General features: G+C 64.5%; 21 protein-coding genes and 1 pseudogene. 13 read left to right on the forward strand and 9 right to left on the reverse strand.

Going from position 1 to position 23,178, the window contains the following annotated elements:
- The 8 genes from AC0L2M_RS18630 to AC0L2M_RS18665 all read left to right on the forward strand — a co-directional run bounded on the left by AC0L2M_RS18630 (position 1) and on the right by AC0L2M_RS18665 (position 8,473).
- Positions 1-969 (forward strand): small ribosomal subunit Rsm22 family protein, encoded by a 969-nt coding sequence (locus AC0L2M_RS18630; protein WP_473535533.1) that lies wholly within the window; start codon positions 1-3, stop codon positions 967-969.
- Between the two features lie 206 nt (positions 970-1,175).
- On the forward strand, positions 1,176-2,666 hold the full coding sequence (locus AC0L2M_RS18635) for a replicative DNA helicase (RefSeq protein WP_023800713.1): 1,491 nt from the start codon (positions 1,176-1,178) through the stop codon (positions 2,664-2,666).
- A 265-nt stretch (positions 2,667-2,931) separates the two neighbouring features.
- On the forward strand, positions 2,932-4,335 hold the full coding sequence (gene radA, locus AC0L2M_RS18640) for a DNA repair protein RadA (protein ID WP_023800715.1): 1,404 nt from the start codon (positions 2,932-2,934) through the stop codon (positions 4,333-4,335).
- A 27-nt stretch (positions 4,336-4,362) separates the two neighbouring features.
- Complete coding sequence (locus AC0L2M_RS18645; RefSeq protein WP_473535534.1) at positions 4,363-5,031, forward strand: CvpA family protein; 669 nt, start codon at positions 4,363-4,365, stop codon at positions 5,029-5,031.
- A 77-nt stretch (positions 5,032-5,108) separates the two neighbouring features.
- Positions 5,109-6,578: an amidophosphoribosyltransferase gene (purF, locus tag AC0L2M_RS18650; protein WP_473535535.1), complete on the forward strand. Its 1,470-nt coding sequence runs from the start codon at positions 5,109-5,111 to the stop codon at positions 6,576-6,578.
- A gap of 108 nt (positions 6,579-6,686) precedes the next feature.
- Positions 6,687-7,439: an SDR family NAD(P)-dependent oxidoreductase gene (locus AC0L2M_RS18655; protein ID WP_473535536.1), complete on the forward strand. Its 753-nt coding sequence runs from the start codon at positions 6,687-6,689 to the stop codon at positions 7,437-7,439.
- An 81-nt stretch (positions 7,440-7,520) separates the two neighbouring features.
- Positions 7,521-8,150, forward strand: coding sequence for a hypothetical protein (locus AC0L2M_RS18660; RefSeq protein ID WP_473535537.1), 630 nt, complete (start codon positions 7,521-7,523; stop codon positions 8,148-8,150).
- Positions 8,151-8,269: 119 nt separating this feature from the next.
- Positions 8,270-8,473 carry a hypothetical protein gene (locus AC0L2M_RS18665; RefSeq protein ID WP_027152685.1) on the forward strand — a complete coding sequence of 68 codons (204 nt, stop codon included), beginning with the start codon at positions 8,270-8,272 and terminating at the stop codon, positions 8,471-8,473.
- A 14-nt stretch (positions 8,474-8,487) separates the two neighbouring features.
- Here the strand turns inward: AC0L2M_RS18665 and AC0L2M_RS18670 are convergent, their stop codons facing one another.
- Entirely contained in the window at positions 8,488-8,994 is a 507-nt protein-coding gene (locus AC0L2M_RS18670; RefSeq protein WP_473535538.1) for an OsmC family protein, read from the reverse strand.
- 142 nt (positions 8,995-9,136) lie between these two features.
- Positions 9,137-10,171, reverse strand: coding sequence for a MerR family transcriptional regulator (locus AC0L2M_RS18675; RefSeq protein WP_473535539.1), 1,035 nt, complete (start codon positions 10,169-10,171; stop codon positions 9,137-9,139).
- A gap of 255 nt (positions 10,172-10,426) precedes the next feature.
- On the opposite strand from AC0L2M_RS18675, the gene AC0L2M_RS18680 reads away from it, so the two are divergent.
- Positions 10,427-11,302 (forward strand): DMT family transporter, encoded by an 876-nt coding sequence (locus AC0L2M_RS18680; RefSeq protein ID WP_167366307.1) that lies wholly within the window; start codon positions 10,427-10,429, stop codon positions 11,300-11,302.
- Between the two features lie 172 nt (positions 11,303-11,474).
- On the opposite strand, the gene AC0L2M_RS18685 is transcribed toward AC0L2M_RS18680, so the two are convergent.
- A complete protein-coding gene (locus tag AC0L2M_RS18685; RefSeq protein ID WP_473535540.1) occupies positions 11,475-12,332 on the reverse strand; it encodes a LysR substrate-binding domain-containing protein in 858 nt (285 codons plus the stop codon).
- A gap of 117 nt (positions 12,333-12,449) precedes the next feature.
- Here AC0L2M_RS18685 and AC0L2M_RS18690 point away from each other — a divergent pair, with 117 nt between their 5' ends.
- Positions 12,450-12,857 carry a tautomerase family protein gene (locus AC0L2M_RS18690; RefSeq protein WP_091590519.1) on the forward strand — a complete coding sequence of 136 codons (408 nt, stop codon included), beginning with the start codon at positions 12,450-12,452 and terminating at the stop codon, positions 12,855-12,857.
- A 202-nt stretch (positions 12,858-13,059) separates the two neighbouring features.
- Positions 13,060-15,282: an AMP-binding protein gene (locus tag AC0L2M_RS18695; protein ID WP_473535541.1), complete on the forward strand. Its 2,223-nt coding sequence runs from the start codon at positions 13,060-13,062 to the stop codon at positions 15,280-15,282.
- 130 nt (positions 15,283-15,412) lie between these two features.
- Here the strand turns inward: AC0L2M_RS18695 and AC0L2M_RS18700 are convergent, their stop codons facing one another.
- From AC0L2M_RS18700 to AC0L2M_RS18710, 3 genes are all read right to left on the reverse strand, one after another.
- Positions 15,413-15,676: a hypothetical protein gene (locus tag AC0L2M_RS18700; protein WP_128172725.1), complete on the reverse strand. Its 264-nt coding sequence runs from the start codon at positions 15,674-15,676 to the stop codon at positions 15,413-15,415.
- A gap of 187 nt (positions 15,677-15,863) precedes the next feature.
- Complete coding sequence (locus AC0L2M_RS18705) at positions 15,864-16,679, reverse strand: CDP-alcohol phosphatidyltransferase family protein (protein WP_023800727.1); 816 nt, start codon at positions 16,677-16,679, stop codon at positions 15,864-15,866.
- A 3-nt stretch (positions 16,680-16,682) separates the two neighbouring features.
- Entirely contained in the window at positions 16,683-17,381 is a 699-nt protein-coding gene (locus AC0L2M_RS18710) for a phosphatidylserine decarboxylase (protein ID WP_128172724.1), read from the reverse strand.
- A 244-nt stretch (positions 17,382-17,625) separates the two neighbouring features.
- Here AC0L2M_RS18710 and AC0L2M_RS18715 point away from each other — a divergent pair.
- A pseudogene (locus AC0L2M_RS18715) lies at positions 17,626-18,499 on the forward strand (SMP-30/gluconolactonase/LRE family protein).
- Between the two features lie 3 nt (positions 18,500-18,502).
- Here the strand turns inward: AC0L2M_RS18715 and AC0L2M_RS18720 are convergent.
- The 3 genes from AC0L2M_RS18720 to AC0L2M_RS18730 all read right to left on the reverse strand — a co-directional run bounded on the left by AC0L2M_RS18720 (position 18,503) and on the right by AC0L2M_RS18730 (position 22,284).
- Positions 18,503-20,389, reverse strand: coding sequence for an ABCB family ABC transporter ATP-binding protein/permease (locus AC0L2M_RS18720; protein ID WP_128172723.1), 1,887 nt, complete (start codon positions 20,387-20,389; stop codon positions 18,503-18,505).
- Positions 20,390-20,486: 97 nt separating this feature from the next.
- Positions 20,487-20,813: an ArsR/SmtB family transcription factor gene (locus AC0L2M_RS18725; protein WP_091590509.1), complete on the reverse strand. Its 327-nt coding sequence runs from the start codon at positions 20,811-20,813 to the stop codon at positions 20,487-20,489.
- 64 nt (positions 20,814-20,877) lie between these two features.
- Positions 20,878-22,284 carry an Ig-like domain-containing protein gene (locus AC0L2M_RS18730; protein WP_473535542.1) on the reverse strand — a complete coding sequence of 469 codons (1,407 nt, stop codon included), beginning with the start codon at positions 22,282-22,284 and terminating at the stop codon, positions 20,878-20,880.
- A 164-nt stretch (positions 22,285-22,448) separates the two neighbouring features.
- Here AC0L2M_RS18730 and AC0L2M_RS18735 point away from each other — a divergent pair, with 164 nt between their 5' ends.
- A complete protein-coding gene (locus AC0L2M_RS18735; RefSeq protein ID WP_027152697.1) occupies positions 22,449-23,060 on the forward strand; it encodes an LOG family protein in 612 nt (203 codons plus the stop codon).
- The last annotated feature ends 118 nt before the right edge of the window (positions 23,061-23,178 follow it).

Genomic DNA, 23,178 nt, shown 5'->3' on the forward strand with positions numbered 1-23,178 from the left:
ATGGAACTGCCTATCCCGCTTCGACAGGGCGTCGAGCGCCTCCTCGAAAAAGTGCCGCTGCCGACGCTGAAACAAGCGGCAAAAACGCTGTCGGACCGCTATCGCGCCGAACTGCGCGACGGCCGCCTGCATATGGCCGAGGAGATCGCGGTCAAGGCCTATCTGGCGACGCGGCTGCCGGCGACCTATGCCGCTGTCCGTGCCAGTCTCGATGCGGTCAGCGAGGCAAGGCCCGATCATGCACCCAAAACCCTGCTCGACGTCGGCGCCGGCCCCGGCACCGTGCTTTGGGCTGCGCTCGATCTCTGGCCCGACCTCGAGCAGGCGGTGCTGATCGAGGCGAGCGCGGCGGTGCGCCGGGTCGGCGCGGCGCTTGCCGCTGAGGCGATGACGGCCAGGGTCGCCTGGCTGGCCGGCGATGTCAGCCTCGATCTCGCCGATCTCAAGCCGGCCGAGCTGGTCACCTGCGCCTATGTGCTGGACGAGATCGGACCGGTGTCGCTGCCAAAACTGATCGACCGGCTCTGGCACCTGACCGACGACACGCTGCTGGTCGTCGAGCCGGGCACGCCGGCCGGATGGCAGCGCATCCTTGCCGTGCGCCGGCAGCTGATCGAGGCGGGTGCGCACGTGCTTGCGCCTTGCCCGCATAAGTCACCCTGCCCGCTCGCGCCGCCCGACTGGTGCCATTTTTCGCGCCGTGTCGCGCGTTCGCGCCTGCACCGGCTGGCCAAGGACGCCGACGTGCCATGGGAGGACGAGAAATTCATCTATGTCGCTGCCTCCCGCCACGCTGCTGCCCCGCCGCAGGCGCGTGTGATCGCACCGCCGAAATCGGGCTCGGGCAAGGTCCTGCTGAAACTTTGCGAGAAGGACGGCAGCGCCGACGGGAAACTGTTCACCAAACGTGACGGCGATGTGTTCAGGGCCGCGCGGCGACTCGACTGGGGCGACGCACTGCCGGAGTGATTGGCAGCTATTTTCCTGTTTTGTTCTCGCCCGAGAACGACTAGGCTCGCCGTCTTGATTCGAGTCAATCGAGATTCTTTCCACCGAAAAATCTTGGCTGTGAATCGCGGGCACCGAAGCTGATTGAATGAAGACTGATGCAGATAAGTCATCACCGACCTATCCCGTTCTGATATCGAGAGACCGGCATCGAAATCGGGGACGTTATGGCAGAGGCAGCACGAAAATTCGGCGTGGCGGAAACACCGCTCTATCGCGAGGCACCGAACAACATCGAAGCCGAGCAAGCGCTGCTCGGCGCCATCCTCGTCAACAACGACGCCTTCTACCGCGTGTCGGATTTCCTGAAATCCGGCCATTTTTACGAGCCGCTGCACAGAAAGATCTTTGAGGTCGCCGCCGAGCTCATTCGTATGGGCAAGATAGCGACGCCGATCACGCTGAAGACCTTTCTGCCGGCCGACGAGAGGGTCGGCGACATGACGGTTGCGCAATATGTGGTACGGCTGGCCGTCGAGGCGGTCACCGTCGTCAATGCCGCCGACTACGGCCGCGCCATCTATGATCTCGCCACGCGACGCGCCCTGATCACCGTCGGCGAAGACATGGTCAACATCGCCTACGACGCGCCGGTCGACATGTCGCCATCCGAGCAGATCGAGGACGCCGAGCGGCGCCTGTTCGAACTGGCCGAGACCGGCCGCTACGATGGCGGTTTCGAGAGCTTCACCGACGCGGTCAAGACCGCCGTCGACATGGCCAACGCCGCCTATATGCGCGACGGGCACCTGTCGGGCGTCGCCACGGGCCTGCGCGATCTCGACCGCCGCATGGGCGGCCTGCAGCCGTCCGATCTGATCATCATCGCCGGCCGCCCGGGCATGGGCAAGACCTCGCTTGCCACCAACATGGCCTTCAACATCGCCGAAGCCTATGTGCCGGCACAACAGGCCGACGGTTCCTTCAAGGCGGCAAATGGCGGCGTCGTCGGCTTCTTCTCGCTCGAAATGTCGTCGGAACAGCTCGCCACCCGCATCATTTCCGAACAGACCGAAATCCCGTCGTCGAAAATCCGCCGCGGCGAGATCAGCGAAATGGATTTCGAAAAGCTGGTCGCCTGTTCGCAGACGATGCAGAAGATCCCGCTGTTCATTGACCAGACCGGCGGCATCTCGATCGCCCAGCTGTCGGCGCGGGCGCGGCGGCTGAAGCGCCAGCGCGGCCTCGACGTCATCGTCATCGACTATATCCAGCTGATGCAAGGGTCGAGCGCCAAATCCTCGCAGAACCGCGTGCAGGAGATCACCGAGATCACCACCGGCCTGAAGGCGTTGGCCAAGGAGCTTGCCGTGCCGATCATCGCGCTGTCGCAGCTGTCGCGTCAGGTCGAAAGCCGCGACGACAAGCGCCCGCAGCTCTCGGACCTGCGCGAATCGGGTTCGATCGAGCAGGATGCCGACGTGGTGATGTTCGTCTACCGCGAGGAATACTACCTGAAGAACCGCGAGCCGAAGCCGGGCACCGACGAATACATCAAATGGGAACACGAGATGAACGAGATGCGCGGCAAGGCCGAGGTCATCGTCGCCAAGCAGCGCCATGGACCGACCGGCTCGGTCAGCCTCGCCTTCCAGGGCGAGTTCACCCGCTTCTCCGACCTCGCCGAGGAGCATCATATTGCGGAGAGGTTTGAGTAGCCGCTTGTCCGACGTCGCACCCAAGATGCGGGACAGCAGCGCTCTACGGCGCCCCCCTCTGTCCTGCCCTCTTTGCCACCACTTGGCATCTCCCCCACAAGGGGGGAGATTGGCCGTCACCCGCGGCGGGGATCTTTTCTGCAACGCTGAAAATTGGCGAAACCCGACGCGCAATCCGATCTCCCCCCAAGTGGGGGAGTTGTCCGGCAGGACAGAGGGGGGCGCGAAGGATCACAGCTCTCACCAGCAGGCGGGAGGGTAAAGCTTGGCCAAGTCCCGCGTCCAGTTCATCTGCCAGAATTGCGGTTCGGTGCATCAGCGCTGGGCTGGCAAATGTGATGCCTGCGGCGAGTGGAACACGCTGGTCGAGGAAGGCACGTCCGGCGGCATCGGGTCGGGGCCGGCCAATACCCGCAATGCGCGCAAGGGCCGCGCCGTGGTGCTCACGACTTTGTCCGGCGACATCGAGGACGCGCCGCGCATCGTTTCCGGCATCGGCGAGCTCGACCGCGCCACCGGCGGCGGTTTCGTGCGCGGCTCGGCCCTGTTGGTCGGCGGCGATCCCGGCATCGGCAAGTCGACGCTGTTGACCCAGGCCGCCGCAGCACTGGCGTCCAAGGGCCACCGCATCGTCTACGTCTCGGGCGAAGAGGCGGTCGCCCAGATCAGGCTGCGTGCGCAGCGGCTCGGCGTCGCCGATACTCCGGTGGAGCTTGCCGCCGAGACCAATGTCGAGGACATCCTCGCCACCATCGCCGACGGCAAGCGGCCGGACCTGGTGATCCTCGATTCGATCCAGACCTTGTGGACCGACATGGCCGATTCGGCGCCCGGCACCGTCACCCAGGTGCGTGCCGCCGCCCAGGCGATGATCCGCTATGCCAAATCCACAGGCGCGGCGATCGTGCTCGTCGGCCACGTTACCAAGGAAGGCCAGATCGCCGGGCCGCGCGTCGTCGAGCATATGGTCGACGCGGTGCTTTATTTCGAGGGCGAAGGCGGCCACCACTACCGCATCCTGCGCACGGTCAAGAACCGCTTCGGACCGACCGACGAGATCGGCGTGTTCGAAATGTCTGATATGGGCCTGCGCGAGGTCGCCAATCCATCCGAGCTTTTTCTCGGCGAACGCCATGCGAAAGCGCCGGGCGCCGCGGTTTTCGCCGGCATGGAAGGTACCAGGCCGGTGCTGGTCGAGATCCAGGCGCTGGTGGCGCCGTCGTCGCTGGGCACGCCGCGTCGAGCCGTCGTCGGCTGGGACGGCGCCCGGCTGTCGATGATCCTCGCCGTTCTCGAAGCCCATTGCGGGGTCCGCTTTGGCACGCATGACGTCTATCTCAACGTCGCCGGCGGCTACCGTATCTCGGAGCCGGCCGCCGATCTGGCGGTGGCGGCCGCACTGGTTTCCTCGCTCACCGGTCTTGCCCTTCCCGCCGATTGCGTCTATTTCGGCGAAATCAGCCTTTCGGGCGCCGTGAGGCCGGTTGCGCACGCGCAGCAGCGCCTGAAGGAAGCCGAAAAGCTGGGTTTTGGAAGCGCGGTTCTGCCCTTGGGCAGCGAGGAACTTGCCGGGGGGATAGGGGCCGGCGCTTTCCAGCCCACCGAGCTTGCCGATCTCGTGGCGCGCATAGCCGGCTCACGGCGCAGCCGCGCCGACGAGCAAGAATGACGCGGCTCATGAAGTGGGGCAAAAGACATGCCGATTACGCTGCTTGACGGAATTCTCGTCGGCTTCACCTTGGTCTCGGCGATGCTCGCCATGGTTCGCGGCTTTTCGCGCGAGGTCCTATCCGTCATCTCCTGGATAGCGGCGGCCGCGGCAGCGTTCTTTTTCTATCAACCGGTCCTGCCTTACGTTCAGCCCTATGTCGACAATGAGAAGATTGCCATGGTGGTGGCCGCCGGCATCGTCTTCATCGTCGCGCTGATCGTCGTCTCCATCATCACCATGAAGCTCGCCGACTGGATCATCGATTCCAGGGTCGGCGCGCTCGACCGCACGCTTGGTTTCCTCTATGGCGCGGCGCGCGGCATCCTGGTCGTCGCGGTGGCCCTGCTGTTCTTCAACTGGCTGGCCGGCCCCAAGGCTCCGGGCTGGGTCGCCGATGCCAAGTCGCGGCCGCTGCTCGAATCGATCGGCGCCAAGCTCGAAAGCCTGCTGCCCGAGGATCCGGAAAACGCGATCCTCAACAGGCTCAATCCGAATCAGTCGGCACCCGAGACCGGCGCCGACACACCTCCGGCAGCGGATGCACCCGCGGCGGACGCACCGGCAACTGGCGACGATGCTCCGGCGCCCGACGGCAGCGAAACCGACGCGCCACCGGCCGACAATGCACCGGCCAATCCGGCGCCGGCAAACTGACGATCATGTGAGGCCGCAAACTCTACGTTGCTCTCGAGCCGTCATCACACTATATAGCGACTTTAGCGGAGCTGAAGATGGCAGACGCAGACGACGTGCTTTCCGCCGAGGCTGACGATCATTTCAATGACGAATGCGGCGTGTTCGGTATTTTTGGCCGGCAGGACGCTGCGGCTATCGTCACGCTCGGCCTGCATGCGTTGCAGCACCGCGGCCAGGAAGCGGCCGGTATCGTTTCCTATGACGGCACCCAGTTCCATGTCGAACATCATGTCGGCCTGATCGGCGATACGTTCACCAAACAGCGCGTCATCGACAGCCTGCAAGGCAACCGCGCCATCGGCCACACGCGCTACGCCACCACCGGCGGCGCCGGCCAGCGCAACATCCAGCCGTTTTTCGCCGAGCTCGCCGATGGCGGCTTCGCCGTCGCCCACAACGGCAACCTCACCAACGCCATGACGGTGCAGCGCGCGCTTCAGAAACAGGGCGCGATCTTCTCGTCGACCTCCGACACCGAGACACTGCTGCATCTGGTCGCCACCAGCAGGGAACGCGATCTCAACTCGCGCTTCATCGATGCGGTGCGCCAGGTCGAAGGTGCCTTCTCGTTGGTGGCGATGACTTCAAAGAAGATGATCGGCTGCCGCGATCCGCTCGGCATCCGGCCGCTGGTGCTCGGCGATCTCGACGGCGCCTGGATCCTGGCTTCCGAAACCTGCGCGCTCGACATCATCGGCGCGCGTTTCGTGCGCGACCTGAAGCCCGGCGAGATGGTCGTCGTCACCGCCAAAGGCATAGAGAGCCTGTTTCCGTTCGAGCCGCAGAAGACCCGCTTCTGCATCTTCGAATATGTTTATTTCGCGCGTCCGGATTCGTCGGTCGAGGGCCGCAACGTCTACGAGGTGCGCAAGCGCATCGGCGCCGAGCTGGCGCTCGAAAGCCCGGTCGAGGCCGACATCGTCGTGCCGGTGCCGGACAGCGGCACTCCGGCGGCGATCGGCTTTTCGCAAGCCGCGGGCATCCCGTTCGAGCTCGGCATTATCCGCAATCACTATGTCGGCCGCACCTTCATCCAGCCCGGCGATTCGATCCGCCACATGGGCGTCAAGCTCAAGCATAACGCCAACCGCCGCATGATCGAAGGCAAGCGCGTGGTGCTGGTCGACGATTCGATCGTGCGCGGCACCACCAGCCAGAAGATCGTGCAGATGGTGCGCGATGCCGGCGCCAAGGAAGTGCACATGCGCATCGCCTCTCCGCCGACGCGCGCTTCCTGTTTCTACGGCGTCGATACGCCGGAGAAGTCGAAGCTGCTGGCGTCGCGCATGTCGGTGGAAGAGATGGCCGAGTTCATCCGTGTCGATTCGCTCGGTTTCCTGTCGATCGACGGGCTCTACCGCGCCGTCGGCGAGGCCGGCCGCGATAATGAGCAGCCGCAATTCTGCGACGCCTGCTTCACCGGGCAGTATCCGACCCGGCTTGCCGATTTCGAAGGTTCGGACAATGTGCGCACGCTGTCGCTGCTGGCGGCGGGCGGGGCGTAGGATTGCCGGAACACCAGTTGCCTTCCCGAGTTTACCCCCCTCTGTCCTGCCGCACATGTCCGGCAGGATAGAGGGGGTGTTTTCACGCCTGCTCACGGAGGCCCTCGCATGATCCCTGCCACTAGTCTCTACCTGTCCGGCCGCGTCGCGGTCGTCACCGGCGCCTCGCGCGGCATCGGCTACTTCATCGCCCTGGAACTTGCCGCAGCTGGAGCCCACGTCATCGCGGTTGCCCGCACCGTCGGCGGACTGGAGGATCTCGACGACCAGATCAAGGCAACGGGCGGACAGGCGACGCTGGTGCCGCTCGACCTCGCCGACATGGCCGGCATCGACCGGCTGGGCGGCGCCATCCATGAGCGATGGGGCAAGCTCGACATCCTGGTCGCCAATGCAGCGGTGCTCGGCGTCATCTCGCCGATCGGCCATGTCGAGGCCAAGACTTTCGAGAAAGTCATGACCATCAACGTTACCTCGACATGGCGGCTGATCCGCTCGGTCGACCCGTTGCTCAGGCTCTCCGACGCAGGCCGTGCCATCGTGCTTTCCTCCAATGCCGCCCATTCGGCGCGGGCCTTCTGGGCGCCCTACGCGGCGTCGAAGGCGGCAGTCGAGACGATGATGCGTTCCTGGGCGCATGAGACGGAAAACCTGGCCCTCAGGGTCAATGCCGCCGATCCCGGCGCCACCCGCACCGCCATGCGTGCGCAGGCGGTGCCCGGTGAGGATCCGGAGACGCTGCCGCATCCCTCAGAGATCGCCAAACGCATCGTGCCGCTGGCCAGCCCGGCACTTAAGGAAACCGGGCTGATCTTCCAGGCCAAGCACAACCGCTTTGTTGCCTACCGGCAGCCGGAGTAGACGCATCGCGCATTTCGACGGAAGAATTGCGCCGCCGCCGACGTTATTGGAATGCCAGATTTTCCGAAACGGAGGACCACCATGTGCAGACTGCTTCTCGTCACCGCCGCTGCATCGCTGGCAGCCATCGGCGTCGCATCCTCGCAGGACGCGACGATGAGCTTCTTCGTCACCAGCGTCGGCTCGGGCAAGGGCGCCGATCTCGGCGGCCTCGCGGGCGCCGATGCGCATTGCGCCTCGCTGGCTGAAGCCGCGGGCGTTGCGGGCAAGACATGGCGCGCCTATCTCTCGACCAGCGACACCGATGCGCGCGATCGCATTGGCACGGGACCGTGGTTCAACGCCAAGGGCGTCAAGATTGCCGACGATGTCGCTTCGCTGCATAGCGATGCCAACGCCATCACCAAGCAGACGGCGCTCAACGAAAAGGGCGAAGTGGTCAACGGCCGCGGCGACAAGCCCAACCGGCACGACGTGCTGACCGGCTCCAAGCCCGACGGCACGAAAATTGCCGACCAGACCTGCGGCGACTGGACGCTCAGCGGAGCGGAAGGTGCGGTAATGACGGGCCATCACGACCGCACCGGTCTCGACGATTCGGCCGCCGCCAAATCGTGGAATTCCTCGCACGCTTCACGCGGCGGCTGCAGTCAGGAGGCACTGAGGAGCACCGGCGGCGACGGCCTGTTCTACTGCTTTGCCGTGAACTGAGCCGGCCCAACAAATGCAGAACATGCTGGCGCGGCGACCCACCGCGCCAGGCCGCGCTTTCGCCGATCGCCCAGAATTGATAGGATCACCCGACTCCCACAACAAGCGAGGAAATTTCCATGGCTTCGAGCGTAGCGCTGGTCTGGTATCTGGTGATTGCCGGCCCGCAAGGCGGCATGGTGGTGCTGCCCAGCACGTTCGACACTCGCGAACAGTGCGCCTTCGCCGTCACCGAATATCAGAAGCAGCCAACGCCGGCCGGCTGGTCGGTGCAGTGCGTGCCGAGCGCCTCGCCGTTCGCCGACGAGGGCGAAAGCGAGTAGCCGGCGGCGCGCGTTCAGGGTTGAGCGCTGACCGTCAGTTCCGGCCTCGTATTGATGGTCTGAAACACCACGCAATAGCGTTCGGTCAGCTTGAGCAGTGTGTCGACGCGCTCTTGTGGCTCGTCGCTGTCGAGGTTGAAATTCAGCCGGATGGCGCGGAAGCCGACCGGCGCATCTTTTGCCACGCCTAAGGTGCCGCGAAAATCGAGATCGCCTTCGGCCTCCACGGTGGCGGCGCCGAGTTTGAACTCCAGCGCCGTCGCCACTGCCTTCAGCGTTACGCCAGCGCAAGCGACCAGCGCCTCCAGCAGCATGTCGCCCGAGCACAGTTCGAGCCCGGAACCGCCGGTAGCCGGATGCAGACCGGCAACGGCGAGCGCCCTGCCGGTCTCGACCTTGCAGGCGATCGACTGGTCGTCGACCGAGCCCTTGGCCCGAAGCGTGATCAGCGCGCGCGATGCGTCGTCGCGATACGCCTCCTTGAGCGGCGCCTGCATGGCCTTCAGTCCGGTGGTGTCCATGTCCAACCCTTTTCGGCAGTCATTTTCATCGCTCGTCACGATACTCGAATAGAACCGGTACGGCCTAAATCTTGATTTCACGACATTTGGATCGGAGTGACAAGCTGTCCAGACATTGCTGCGTCGTTAGACTTGATGCCTTTCATGCGGCCTGGGGCCGCCACGCGATGACGCCGTCCGTCCGCGCCCGCACCTCGGGTGTGGCCAGGCAGGTGGCGACGGCCTCGTAGCCGGGAGTGCCGGGGTACCGGGCGACGTACGTTGGCGGGCTGTGATTGGCGGGGCAGAGGATGATCGCTTCGTCGGTGCCGACAGCCGCCAGGTCGAGTATCGCGCAGGAGCGCGTGAGCAGAAAAAGCGGTCGACCGCCGGGGCCGCGGCGACGCAAATGGGCAATCAGGGCTTCTTGCGAGGCTTGATCCAGCCCCTGTTCGATCATGTCGACGACCAGGATGGCCGGACCTTCGGCTTCCAATCCGACGAGTAGAGCGATCATTGCGTCGGACACCGCGGCACCGACCTCGACGAGCCAGGCCAGCGTCTGATCGACCCGCGACCTGAGAGCGGGGTCGGCGTCCACACGAGCCAGAGCCGCCGCACAGCCATTTGCCAGTCGATCCAAGCCAAGAAAGGCGGCGTCAGGCAATGTCTCGGCCAGGCGCTGAGCCAGCCGGGTCTTGCCACTGCCCAGCGGGCCGATGATGTAGTTCAGCGGTCGGATCTGTCCCAATTCGAACCGCTCGCCTCCCCAAGGCCAGGGAAGGTCGAAAGCGACGCTGAGCGTAGCCTCTGGCGCCAGCAGGCGCGCCAGTTCCCCGGCGCTTGGCGCTTCGCCTCGAGCGAGGTCGTCCTGCAGGCTACCGATCTTCTCTATTACGCCGACAAGCTGGCGCAGCCGGCTCTCGAGTACTGCCTGGTGTGCGGCCAAGGCCGGCTCCATGCCCCGGGAGTCACCCTCCATCACCCGCGCCACCTGGGCTAGGCTGAAGCCAAGCGCGCGCAGGGCCGCGATCTCGGCGGCGCGGCTCATTTCGACAGGACCGTAGGCGCGCCATCCGGCCGCAGTGCGGATCGGAGCGATCAGGCCGCGCTGCTCATAAAGCCGCAGGGCCTTGGCCGACACCCCGAGCCGGCCGGCGGCTTCGGAAGCGTTCAGGAACTGGGCGGAAGAGTTCATGAATCACCTTGTTGCTGTTGACCGCCTTTCTATCGGGGCTGACCCTGGGGCTGAGTCAACAGGGATGTTCGCGGTCCGCAGGAGCCGTGGGAGAGGCAAGATCACTTCGTGTCGAACTGGCACATCGGCTTTGATGAGATGAATCGACTTGCAAAAGGGCATTTCCGCAGCGGCTGCAGGATACGGCAACCCCTGCTGACAGTACGGTGTCAGGACAGGGCAGCATAGTCTGGTGACATGACCGGATTCCCAACCATGCCTGACACCGCCGCCGAGCGCACCCTTGGCATCATCCTGGTTTCGGCGTCGGCAGCCGTCTTCGGCCTCACCGGCGTGCTAACCAAGTCGATCCATGCCGATCCGCTGACCATCACCTGCTGGCGGGGCTTCGTTGGGTCGATCCTGATCACCCTCTATGTGCTTTGGCGGCGCCGTCAATCCGGTGGGCGTGAAAGCCTGCGCCTCGGCTGGCGCGGCTGGCTGTTGGCGAGCGAGGGCGCGCTAGCCAGCATCGCCTTCATCTCGGCGTTCAAGTTCACCTTCGTCGCCAATGTTGCGATCATCTACGCCACTGCGCCCTTCGTCACCGCGCTGCTTGCCTTCATTCTGGTTCGTGAGCGCTTCCGGCTGCAGACGCTTGCCGCCGCCGCCGTGTCGCTCAGCGGCGTGGCGATCATGGTCTGGTCCGGCTTCGGCACCGGCCATCTGTTCGGCGACGGGCTGGCGCTGCTGATGACAATCGGCAGCGCGCTCTACATGATCATGGTGCGCGCTTTCCGCGACACGCCGGTGGTGTGGGCCGGGGCGGTGTCGGCATTCCTTTTGTTCGTGCTCGGTTGGTTCGTCACCGATCCATTGGCCGTCTCGGCCAGGGACGCAGTGTTGCTCGTCGCCTTCGGCACGTCGTTCGCGCTGGCCTCTATTCTGTGGACGGAGGGCGCGCGGCTCATTCCGGCTGCCGAATCCGGCCTGCTGGGCTCGGCTGAAGTACCGTTCGCGATCCTGTTCGCCTTCCTGTTCCTGGCCGAGGTCCCGCCAGCCGCCAGCATGATCGGCGGCGCCATCGTGCTCTGCGCGGTGTTCGCCCATGGCGGGCGCGACTGGCAAGCGGCCAGGCAGCGCTCTGCCTGAGAAAAATTTGCCCCCGAAAATAAAACTGCGGGTGCAAATAAATTAGCAAGGTCATGGAACCATCAACAGGTTCAGGCATTGTTGGCTTTGACGGGTCATCCAAGTCCCCCCCAAACCCCTCGGCCCGTCTAACCTATAGCCGATCGCAAGGTCGGCTTTTTCTTTTGCGAAATCAGCTCGGTGCGCCTGGCAAGGCAAGGTTGCCGCTGAACAGCGCAGCCAGATCCTGGGCCGGGGGCTCGGCATCCTGGCGCAGCCGGATGGCGAACTCGGCGATGGGAACCTGCGGCAGGCCAAACTCGCGCGGTGCCTCGACGATGCCGGAATGGGCAAAGCGCGCCGTCCGCAGCGTCAGAGCAATGCCGGCATTCACCGCCGTGCGCAGCCCGGCCAGGCTGGCACTGCCGGCGGCGATGCGGTAGCGACGGCCTGCCCTGTCGAGTGCCGCGATCGCCGCTTCGCGAAAGCCGCAATGCGGATCGAGCAGCGCCAGCGGCAGTTCGTCCTTTTGTGTGGCCAAGCCTCTTTGCGAACAGAGCCACATCATCGGTTCGCGGAGCACGCCGATCTCGTCCGGCGCCGGAGCCTGTCGCATGGCGACCATCAGATCGAGGATGCCGGTTTGCAGTGCCTCGGCCAATTCGGCGGAGCGGCCGACGCGCAGTTCGATCCTGACGCGCGGATAGCTCGCGGCAAAGGCCCTGAGCAGCTCCGGGAGGCCGCTGTCGGCGAAATCTTGTGTCGTGCCGATGGCCACGCGCCCATCCGCTCGCACGCCCTTGAGGGCCAGCCACGCTTCGCGATGCACAGCAAGGATGCGCCGCGCATGACCGACCAGATCCTCGCCCGCCGGCGTCAGGACGCGCCCTCTTCCCTGCGGCACCAGAAGTGGTTCGCCGACAATATCCTCAAGCCGGTGCATCTGCGTGGTCACCGCCGACGCCGAGCGCCCGACAAATGACGCCGCCTGCGCCAGCGAGCCGCTGTCGACGAAGGCGAGAAAGGTTTTGAGGAGGTCGGGGTCGAGCATTGTGATAATTCGACAGTATCAAAGTTTTCCCTAAAAACAATTCGATTTTCATAACGCAAGGCGATGGCAAAGATCTCCGACGGCGAAGAGACGCCGCGTAACCCGAGGAGAGAAATTATGCCGATCATCAATGTCAGCGTCACGGGCAAGCCCGATGCCGCTTTGTCCGCCGCCATCGCCAGGCAGGTGACCGAACTGACCGCCACGCATTTGCGCAAGGATGCGACGATCACAGCGGTGGCCATTTCCTACCATGACCCCGAGCACTGGTTCGCCGGCGGCAAGTCGTTGGCCGAGCATGACGCCAACAGTTTCTGGCTCGACATCAAGGTGGTCGACGGCACCAACACCAAGCTTGAGCTGGAGGCCTATCTCAAGGCGCTCTTCCTTGGCTTTGGCAGCCTGCTGGGCAAGGTGCATGAGGAGAGCTATGCCTTCGTGCATGAAGTCCCGGCCGCCGCCTATGGCTATGGTGGCAAGACACAGGAATTCCGCTTCATCAGCGGGAGATTGAAGGCGGCGTGAGCCGCCCCCATCAATCCAGGCTCATGCCGCAGGCGCTTTCTCTGCCGCAAGGAAACATAGACACCGCACTTTTCACGGCCGGCCAGGCCAGTAATGCGAAGGTACCGCACCTCCGCATTGACGTTGAGCCCACTTCGTCTAGGTTCTCATCGAAGCGGTCAGGAAGAGCCGCGAGGTTAAAATCTGTTGGGAGAGACGCGGCATGATCCTGACACTGGCGCTGCTTGCGGGTCTCGTCGCGGCCTGGCTGCTGATCGGCGTGGTGGAAAAATTCCGCCTCGGCCTGCGCTTCACGCAGGCGCTGCTCTATGTGCCGTTCAAGCTCGCCTACCGGATTGCCGACGATCGTATCAAGATCGCCCGCAGAACAGCCGCCCCGGTCATTTACGTCATTTCGCACCAGTCGCGCCTCGAACCGGCGCTGATGCTGTCACTGCTGCCGGAAGACACGCTGCACATCCTCGACGAGGTCTCGGCGCGATCGCCCTGGCTCGAACCATGGCGCGAGCTTGGCCGCACTATCGCTTTCAACGCTGAGCATGTCTTCGTCAGCCGCCGGCTGGTGCGGGTGCTGAAGGGCAAGGGCCGCCTTGCCGTCTATCTGCCGGATGCGGTCGAGCCTGATATCAAGACATTTCGCCTGTTTCGCGCCGTCAGCCGCATCGCCATGCAGGCCGATGCCCGCATCGTGCCGATCTTCGTCGCCGGCGCGCGCACTCTGCCGGTATCGCTGACTGCGGCGGACAAGGCGCCCCGGCGCTGGTTTCCGCTCCTGTCGATCAGCGTGCTGGAGCCGATGACCATCGCCGAGCTGGTGGCGCGAAACCCTGATCAATCCTCGAACACCAATACGCTGTTCGACCGTTTCGCCGAAGCCCGGCTTTTCGGCAGCGATCTTGACCGCGGCCTGTTCCTCGCCATACGCGACGCCGCCGACCGAGTCGGCGCCTCGCATCCTATCGTCGAAGACGTGGTCAGCGGCACGCTGAATTACAGAAAGCTGTTCATCGGCGCGCGGGTGCTGGGCCGCCGCTTCGAGGCGGTGACAGCGCCGAATGAAGCGGTTGGAGTGCTGCTGCCCAACGCCAACGGTGTCGTGCTGTCGCTCGTTGGCCTGTTGTCAGCGAGCCGGGTGGCGGCGATGATCAACTACACCGCAGGCCCGGCCAGCGTCACCGCCGCCGTGCGCACGGCGGAGATCCGCACCGTGGTCTCGTCGCGCGCCTTTGTCGACAAGGCCAGCCTCGCTGACATCGTCGCGGCGGTAGAAGAAGGCGGCGCCAGGCTGTTGTGGCTGGAGGATGTGCGGGCCAGCGTAACCGTACTGGACAAGCTCGCCGCCGCCTTGCTGTGGCGCTGGCCGCTGCAGCCGCAGAATGCGGCCAAACCAGCGGTGATCCTGTTCACCTCAGGCTCGGAAGGCACGCCGAAGGCGGTGGTCCTGTCGCACAGAAATCTTCTCGCCAACGCCATGCAGGCTGAGGCCCGCATCACCATCTCGCCGGCCGACATCCTGCTCAACGTGCTGCCGGTGTTCCACTCGTTCGGGCTCACCGGCGGCACCATCCTGCCGCTGGTCACCGGCGTGAAACTGTTCCTCTACCCCTCGCCGCTGCACTACAAGCTGATCCCCGAGGTCGCACGCAAGGCAAGGCCGACGGTCATGTTCGGCACCGACACGTTCCTCGCCAACTATGCGCGCACCGCCAAGGACGGCGATTTCTCCAGCCTGCGCTTCATCGTCGCCGGCGCCGAAGCGGTGAAACCGGAGACGCGCCGCGTCTACCGGGAGCGCTTCCAGGCCGAGATCATCGAAGGTTTCGGGCTGACCGAGGCAGCGCCCGTCGTTGCCGTCAACACCGCCATCCACGGCCGCGACGGCACGGTCGGGCGACTGTTGCCGGGCATGCGCATGAAGCTCGAGCCGGTCGAGGGCATCAGCGGCGCCGGACGGTTATTGCTCAAGGGGCCGAATTTGATGATGGGCTACATGACCTCAGATCGGCCCGGGGAATTGCAGCCGCTCGACGGCTGGCACGATACCGGCGACATCGTTTCTGTTGACCGCGAGGGCTTCATTACCATTCGCGGCCGGGCCAAGCGCTTCGCCAAGATCGCCGGCGAGATGGTGTCGCTGGGCGCGGTCGAGATGCTGGTGCAGTCGCTGTGGCCGGAAGAGCACCACGCTGTGGTGGCGGTGCCGGACAAGCGCCGCGGCGAGCGTATCGTGCTGGTCACCACCGCCGATGACGCCGACCCCGATGAATTGCGCAAATTCGGCAGACAAGCCGGCGCCGCCGATCTGATGGTGCCGAACGACATCGTCAAGGTCGAGGAAATCCCGGTGCTGGGCTCTGGCAAGACCGACTACGTCTCGACCCGCAAACTGGCGATTGACCGACTGGGGCTCAGCGCGGCGGCCTAGCGCCTAAAGCGCGTCGCGTCTGGAGGGATTTATGCGACGCGCTTTAAGTTCTTGCTTGAACGCATCTCGTTGTCCCAAAACCGCTGCGCACCTTCGGGTCAGGCCCGAGCATGCTTTTAGGCGACATGCATTAGAGGACCACCACCGACAACAGCAGGATGAACCCGACCGCCATCATCAGCAGGCCCGGCCAGTTCTGCGACAGGCCGAGGAAACCGAGGCCGCGCCGCCGCGGCTCAAGTGTCGGGCCTGGCGTTGCAAGATTTGGCGTCGAGCGATCCGGCGCCGCGCGAGCAGGCGCCGGATCGCTGAGCCGCCCACGCCAAAGGGCTGCGCCGGCCATATACACAACGCCAGCGACAATGAGCAACGCGCCAAGGAGGACGACAGCCATTTCTCCTCACTCTTCTTTGAGCTCCTGCGCCTGGGACAGCAGCTTCAAGGGCTGATAGCGTGGCGTTCGCGACGTCGCTCGCCTCGCCCGCTGAGACAGAACGGTCAAGACGCCGGCAGGTTCCCGCTAGAGCGGGATGCGTCCGACTTGAACTAATTGAACTATCAGCGAATTGGCGACAGATCAGTCAGCCGAAGTCCGACGGCGGCACCTTCTCGCCTTCGCGCTTGGCGCGCCTGGAATAGGCGCGGATGCTGAGCGGCAGGAAGAGCAGATAGCCGGCAACCGACGCCGTCAGCGTGTACCAGGGATAGGTCATCAACAGCAGGATGTAGAGGACGACACCGAGGATGATCGGCAGCACCTTGTCGCCCGGGACTTTCAGGCTTTTTCCGGAATAGACCGGCAGCCGGCTGACCAGCAGGAAGGCTATCAGAACGGTGAAACCGGCGGCGATGAAGGCGGCAGGGCGGGACGGCTCCACACCAAGCCGCAGGAAGTACAGGTAAAGCGGCAGCATCACCAGCACGGCGCCCGCCGGCGCCGGCACGCCGACGAAATACTCGGTCTGCCACTGCGGGCGATCAGTTTCTTCGTCGAGCACGTTGTAGCGAGCGAGTCTCAGCCCGCAGGCGATGGTGAACAGCAGCGCGGCAATCCAGCCCGGCGAGCCGGCCTGGTCGAGCAGGAAGGCATAGAGCACCAGCGCGGGTGCTACGCCGAAATTGACGATGTCGGCCAGCGAATCCATCTGCGCGCCGAATTTGGACGTCGCCTTCAGCATGCGTGCCAGACGGCCGTCGATGCCGTCGAGGAAGGCGGCCAGCAGCACCATCACCACTGCCGGCTCGAAACGGCCTTCGAAGCCGAAGCGGATGCCCGAGAGGCCGGCGCAGATGGCGAGCACTGTGACAAGATTGGGCAGCACCATGCGCATCGGAATTTCACGGATGCGCGGGCCGCCGCTGCCATGCGCCTCGAATTTTTTGAACGGCGCGCCCACGGCTCAGGACACCCGCACGAGCGGCGTTGCGGCAACGCCGCCGAATTCGGCCAGTATGGTTTCACCGCCGACCGCAGTCTGGCCGACGGCGACACGCGGCGTTGCGGTCGACGGCAGGAACACATCGACGCGCGAGCCGAAGCGGATCAGCCCGAAGCGCTCGCCGATGCCGATCGTGCCGCCGGTCTCGGCCCAGCAGACGATGCGCCGCGCCACCAGGCCGGCGATCTGCACCGCGGCCACCGTGCCGTTGGGGCTGTCGATGACCAGGCCATTGCGCTCGTTGTCGGCACTCGCCTTGTCAAGTGCGGCGTTGAGGAACTGGCCGGGCCGATGCTCTATCCTTGTGATGCGGCCGCGCACCGGAGCCCGGTTCACGTGGCAGGAGAAGACGTCCATGAACACCGAGATGCGGGTCATCTCGCCGCCCCCGAGGCCAAGTTCGCGCGGTGGCACTGCCGGACCGACCGCCGTGATGATACCGTCGGCCGGGCTCACCACCAGCCGGTCGTCGACCGGCGTGACGCGCTCGGGATCGCGGAAGAAATAGACGCACCAGGCCGTCAGCATGAGGCAGATCCAGAACAGGATCGAAGAGAAATAGCCGAGGAAAAGCGTCACCGCTGCGAAGGCGGCGATAAACGGATAGCCTTCGCGATGGATCGGAACCAACGTTTTCTTGATCGTGTCGACGAGGTCCATGGAATGGAAACAGCCTAGTTTCAGGTCCGGCCTCAATAGCGGAAACACCCTGTGGCCGCAACGCGACAATGAGGGAACGCCGGATCCGGCGTTCTCGTCCGCATTAGCCGATCGCGGGCGTTGGAAGGGGTCCAATGAGCCTGTCCAGAAAAGCATGACTGGTGTCGGGGCGAACCGGCCTCATGCGTCCTTGGAGATACGGGCCTTGTCAAAGCGCCCGCCGAACGAAAGCTGGAGGCAACAAATGCTGTCACGGAAATCAGCAGCAAAGAAAGCGCGGGTCGTGATGAACGGTCTGGCGTTCGGCGAATCGCCGCGCTGGCATGATGGCAGGCTTTGGGTCTGCAACTGGGGAACCGGCCCAGATCATCGCCGTCGATGCCGACGGCAACAGTGAGGTCATGCTCACCGTGCCGGCCACCCTGCCCTATTCGGTCGACTGGCTGCTGGACGGTCGCCTGGTCGTCGTCTGCGGGCGAGAGGGGTTGGTGCTGCGGCAAGAAGCAGACGGGACGCTGGTCACCCACGCCGATCTGCGACACCTCTCAGGGAACGCCTGGAACGAGATCGTCGTCGACGGGCGCGGCAACATCTACGTCAATGGCGGCGGGCCAGCGCCGGTTCCCGGCCAGCATTTCGGCCCCGACACCATCGTGCTGATTGCACCGGACGGGTCCGTGCGGCAGGTGGCGGACAAGATCGCCTTCGCCAATGGGATGGCGGTGTCGCCTGACAACAAGACGTTGATCGTCGCCGAGTCCCACGCCAACAGGCTGACCGCCTTCGACATCGCCGCCGATGGCGGCCTTGCCAACCGGCGGCGATGGGCCGACCTCGGCAACGGCTTTCCCGACGGCATCTGCCTCGATGCCGAAGGCGCCATCTGGTATGCCGACGTCCCCAACCGGCACTGCGTGCGGGTGCGCGAGGGCGGGGCGATGCTCGACAGCGTCGATGCCGATCGCGGCTGCTTTGCCTGCATGCTCGGCGGCGCCGACGGCAAGACGCTGTTCATCGTCGCCGCCGAATGGCGCGGCTTCGAGCACATGATCAGCGATGCGCGCACCGGCCAGGTGCTCAGCATCCAGGCTTCCGCGCCGGGCGCTGGCTGGCCGTAAGGGCTACGACACCTCGGAGGGGCGGCGGCGGACGACAACGCCGAACTCGTCGCGCTCGCGAGCAATGCGCAACCGCTCCTCGGCCTCGGTTGCCTCACGCTGGCGGTCCCACATCGACGCGTACAGGCCGGCCTTGCGCATCAAGGCGGCATGCGTGCCGCGCTCGGCGATCTGGCCGTCCTGCAGCACGATGATCTCGTCGGCCGAAATCACCGTCGACAGCCGGTGGGCGATGACGATGGTGGTGCGACCCTTGCTGACGAGGTCGAGTGCCGCCTGGATCTCCTGTTCGGTATGGCTGTCGAGAGCCGAGGTCGCCTCGTCGAGCATCAGGATCGGCGGCGCCTTCAAAATGGTGCGGGCGATTGCCACGCGCTGCTTCTCACCGCCGGACAGTTTCAGTCCGCGCTCTCCGACCATCGAACGGTAGCCGTCGGGCAGCCGCTCGATGAACGGCCCGATCTGGGCGAGTTCTGCCGCCTTGCGCACATCCTCCTCGCTGGCATCGACGCGGCCGTAGCGGATGTTGTAGGCGATGGTGTCGTTGAACAGCACGGTGTCCTGCGGCACCATGCCGATCGCCGCGCGCAAGCTCTGCTGAGTCACGTCGCGAATGTCCTGGCCGTCGATCAGAATCTTGCCGCCCTGGATGTCGTAAAAGCGGAACAGCAGCCGCGAAATGGTCGACTTGCCGGCGCCCGATGGCCCGACAATGGCAACCGTCTTGCCGGCCGGCACTTCGAAGCTGATGCCTTTCAGGATCTTGCGGTTGGGATCGTAGGAAAACTGCACGTCGCGGAACTCGACCTTGCCGGAGCCGACGACCAGCGGCTTGGCCCCCGGCTTGTCGACGATCTCCTGCGGCACATCCAGCAGACCGAACATCTGCTCGATGTCGGTCAGGCCCTGGCGGATTTCGCGATAGATGAAGCCGATGAAGTTTAGTGGCACCGAAAGCTGGATCAGCATGGCGTTGATGAACACGAAGTCGCCAACCGTCTGCGTGCCGGCCTGCACCTCCAGCGCCGAAAGGCACATGACGATAACCGTTCCGAGACCGAAGATGACGCCCTGGCCGAAGTTCAGCCAGCCGAGCGAGGTCCATATCCTGGTGGCAGCGGTCTCGTAGCGCGCCATCGAACGGTCGAAGCGCTCGGCTTCCATGCCCTCGTTGTTGAAATACTTGACCGTTTCGAAATTGAGCAGCGAGTCGATCGCCTTGGTGCTGGCATCGGTGTCGCTGTCGTTCATGTCGCGGCGAATGACGATGCGCCAGTCGCTCGCCCTGATGGTGAACCAGATATAGAGGCAGACCGTCACCGCCACCACAGCCACGTACTTCCAGCCGTAGGTGACCGCGAAGATGCCGGCTGTCAGCGCGAATTCGAGGATGGTCGGCAAGGTGTTGAGCACGGTGAAGCGGACGATCGTCTCGATGCCCTTGGTGCCGCGCTCGATGATGCGCGACAGGCCGCCGGTGCGGCGCTCGAGATGGAAGCGCAGCGACAATCGATGCATGTGGATGAAAGTGCGGAAGGCGAGTTGGCGCACCGCGTATTGTCCGACGCGGGCAAACAGCGCGTCGCGCAGCTGGTTGAAACCGAGTTGCACCAGCCGCACGACATTGTAGGCGATGACCAGCATGACTGGCGCCAGCATGAAGGCCGGCAGCGGCGGCGCCGACTTGGCGTCACCAGCCAGCGCATCGGTCGCCCATTTGAAGAAGTAGGGACCGGCAACCAGCGTCAGCTTGGCGACGACCAGAAGCACGGTCGCCCACACCACCCTCGCCCGCAGGTCGGCACGGTCGGCCGGCCACATATAGGGCCAAAGATTACGCAATGTCTTGAAGGTCGAGCCAGAATCGGCGGAGACGGTTTTTTCGGCCATTTTATCGCCTTTTCGTATTTCTTATTGCTTGACCATGATCTTTACCGAAAACCGGCTTCCACTTTTCGCTGACGCGGCCTTTGTTCGGGATGATGGTCTAGCGGCCGGAGCAGCACGAATTGACCAGCGCGGCCAGCGATGCGGAAACATCTTCGAGCGCATCGCTGTCGACTTCATAGCGCGAGCGCTGCCGATCCGGCTGGTAGCGGACGAGCCCGGCTTCGACCAGTATCTTCAGGTGCTGCGAAACGGTGGACTGCGCCAGGTCGAGATGGTCGACGACCTCGCGGCAGCAGCAGGAGCGGCTGGCCGAAAGGTGCCGGAGAATTTCAATCCGGGCCGGATGCGAAAGCGCGGCGAGCTTCGCGGCGACGGCCTGGCTGTCGGCGAAGCCGCAGGTCTTCTCGGTCAAGGGAGCGTTCATCGTCTATCGGCGATAGACGATGAATGAACTTTCCGCAAGAGCCCGCTAGAGAAGAAAAGGATTTCTAGTTGGCCTTTGCCGGGGCCGTCGTCATCTGGTCGCCCATCGCCTTGAGGTTGGCGGCTTCGCCTTCCTGCGATTTTCCGGGGACCTTGAACACCTGCCCCGGCCAGATGCGGTCGGGATTCCTGATCTGATCCTGATTGGCGAGGTAGATGGTCGAGTAGCGAACGCCTTGGCCGTAGACGCGCCGCGAAATCCGCCACAGCGTATCGCGGCGGCGGATGATAACGGCGCTGTCGGCGTGTTCGAGCTTCGGCGCCGCGGTCTCGGGCACTCCGGTCGGGGGCGTCGCAGCCGCCACATCGGCTGGCGCCTCGGTCGCGGGCGCCGCAGGCGTGGTTGCCGGCGCGGCCGGCTTTGCCTCGGCAGGCGCCACGGCGGCGATCGACTCGCCCGGCTCGCGCTCGAACGGCACGGCGGCACGGGCCACCACCTTGACCCCGTCGGCATCGAGCGCATCGACGTGGATCGTATAGGTGCCGACCGGAACGTTGCGCGTCGCCTCGACCAGGAAATGACCGTCGGGCGAAGTCTTCGCGTCGCCGAGCAAGATATCGTTGGCATAGGCGCGCACCTTGCGGCCGGGGTCGGCGAGCCCGGCGACGAAGATCTTGTTGCCGTCGATCTCGATCGCTTCGACGACGACCTTTGGCCCTGCAGCTAGTGTCGCCGGTGCGGCCGGCCCGCCCGGAGCGGGCGCGGGGGCGGCGTCGACGGTGGCCGGCGCCGTGGCAGCCGGTGCGGCTGGTGCTGCGGCAGCGGGGTCCCCGGCAGCGGAGTCCTCGGAAGCCGGGGCGGCCGCCTTGTCGCCGGCAGGCGGCGATTCAGGCTTTGTCTCGGGTGAAGGAACGGTGAGCAATTCGGAGGCCTTGCCAGGCTCCTCGATCATCGCCAGCACCTGGCCAGCAGGACTCTTGGGAATCGAGACGATAGCCGTCTGCGCCGAGGGGGTCACGACATTGCCGGTCATCGAGCGCAGCGCGATCGTGTAATCGCCGGGTTTCAGCGCATCGTCGAGAACGATGGCAAAAGCGCCATCGGCACCGGCGACCGTCGAGCCGAGAACCGTCGAACCGTTGAGAATCTCGACCTTGGCGTTGGGTGCGGCTTTGCCGGCGACGACAATAGAGCCCTTGATCTCGACCCGAACGATGTCGAAAGTCGGCGCAATCGCATCGGCCGCCGCCGGCGCTGCCGGTGCCATCGCACCAGCGGCAGGCGCCGGCGGCGGCGGTGCATCGGTCACTGCTTCGGCCGGCGTCTCCACCGGCGGCGTCAGCGATGCCACTTCCGCCGGCGGCGTGCGAGTGAGATACGGATCGAGCGCGCCCGACACATAGGCGGTTCCCGCCGCGGCGACGGAGCCGCCGACGACGAACAAAAACGCCTTCAAAGGATTAATTGCCATATTTCCCTGCCCTTAGCCACCTAATGCGGTCTAGCCTGTTTTGCCCAAGGCGACAAGAACAAGGGGGACCGCCAAGAAAAAGGGCCGATACGAATAAACGGGGCCGACAAGAAAAAACCCGCCCGGGCTTGACCGCGAATAAAGACCCAATCACCAATCATCTCATGAACACGATTCGATCCATCTGCGTCTATTGCGGCTCGTCTCCGGGCCGCGATGTAACCTATGCCAAGGCCGGACACCTGCTTGGGCGTTCGATCGCCAAGTCCGGCCTGCGTCTGATCTATGGCGGCGGCACCAGGGGCATCATGGGAGCCGTCGCCGAGGGCGCAATGCGGGCCGGCGGCAAGGTGACGGGGATCATTCCGCGCTTCCTGATCAACAGGGAGGCCACCGAAACCGCGCTTGACAGACTTGACGAGCTCGTCATCACCGAAAACATGCACGAGCGCAAACATACGATGTTCGAGAAATCCGACGCGTTTGTGGCGCTTCCGGGCGGCATCGGCACGGTCGAGGAAATCATCGAGATCATGACCTGGGGCCAGCTCGGCCATCATCGCAAGCCGATCGTCTTCGGCAACGTTGGAGGATTCTGGGACCCGATGCTGGCGCTGCTCGACCATATGATGGCCGAAGGCTTCATCCACACCGCGCAGCGGGTCAGGCCGCTGGTGGTCGACGATCCGGAAGCGATCGTCGCTGCCATCATGGTCGCGGGATCGTCGGTCGACGCACCGACCGAAGGCGTGCAGTCGGTGATCGACAAGCTTTAGGGTATAGGGGAGTATGTAGTGCATGCCGCGCTCATGAGGCGCTGCCCTACTGCCCTACTGCCCTACTGCCCTACTGCCCTACTGCCCTACTGCCCTACTGCCCTACTGCCCTACTGCC

It is taken from the genome of Mesorhizobium sp. WSM4806 (assembly GCF_055811635.1).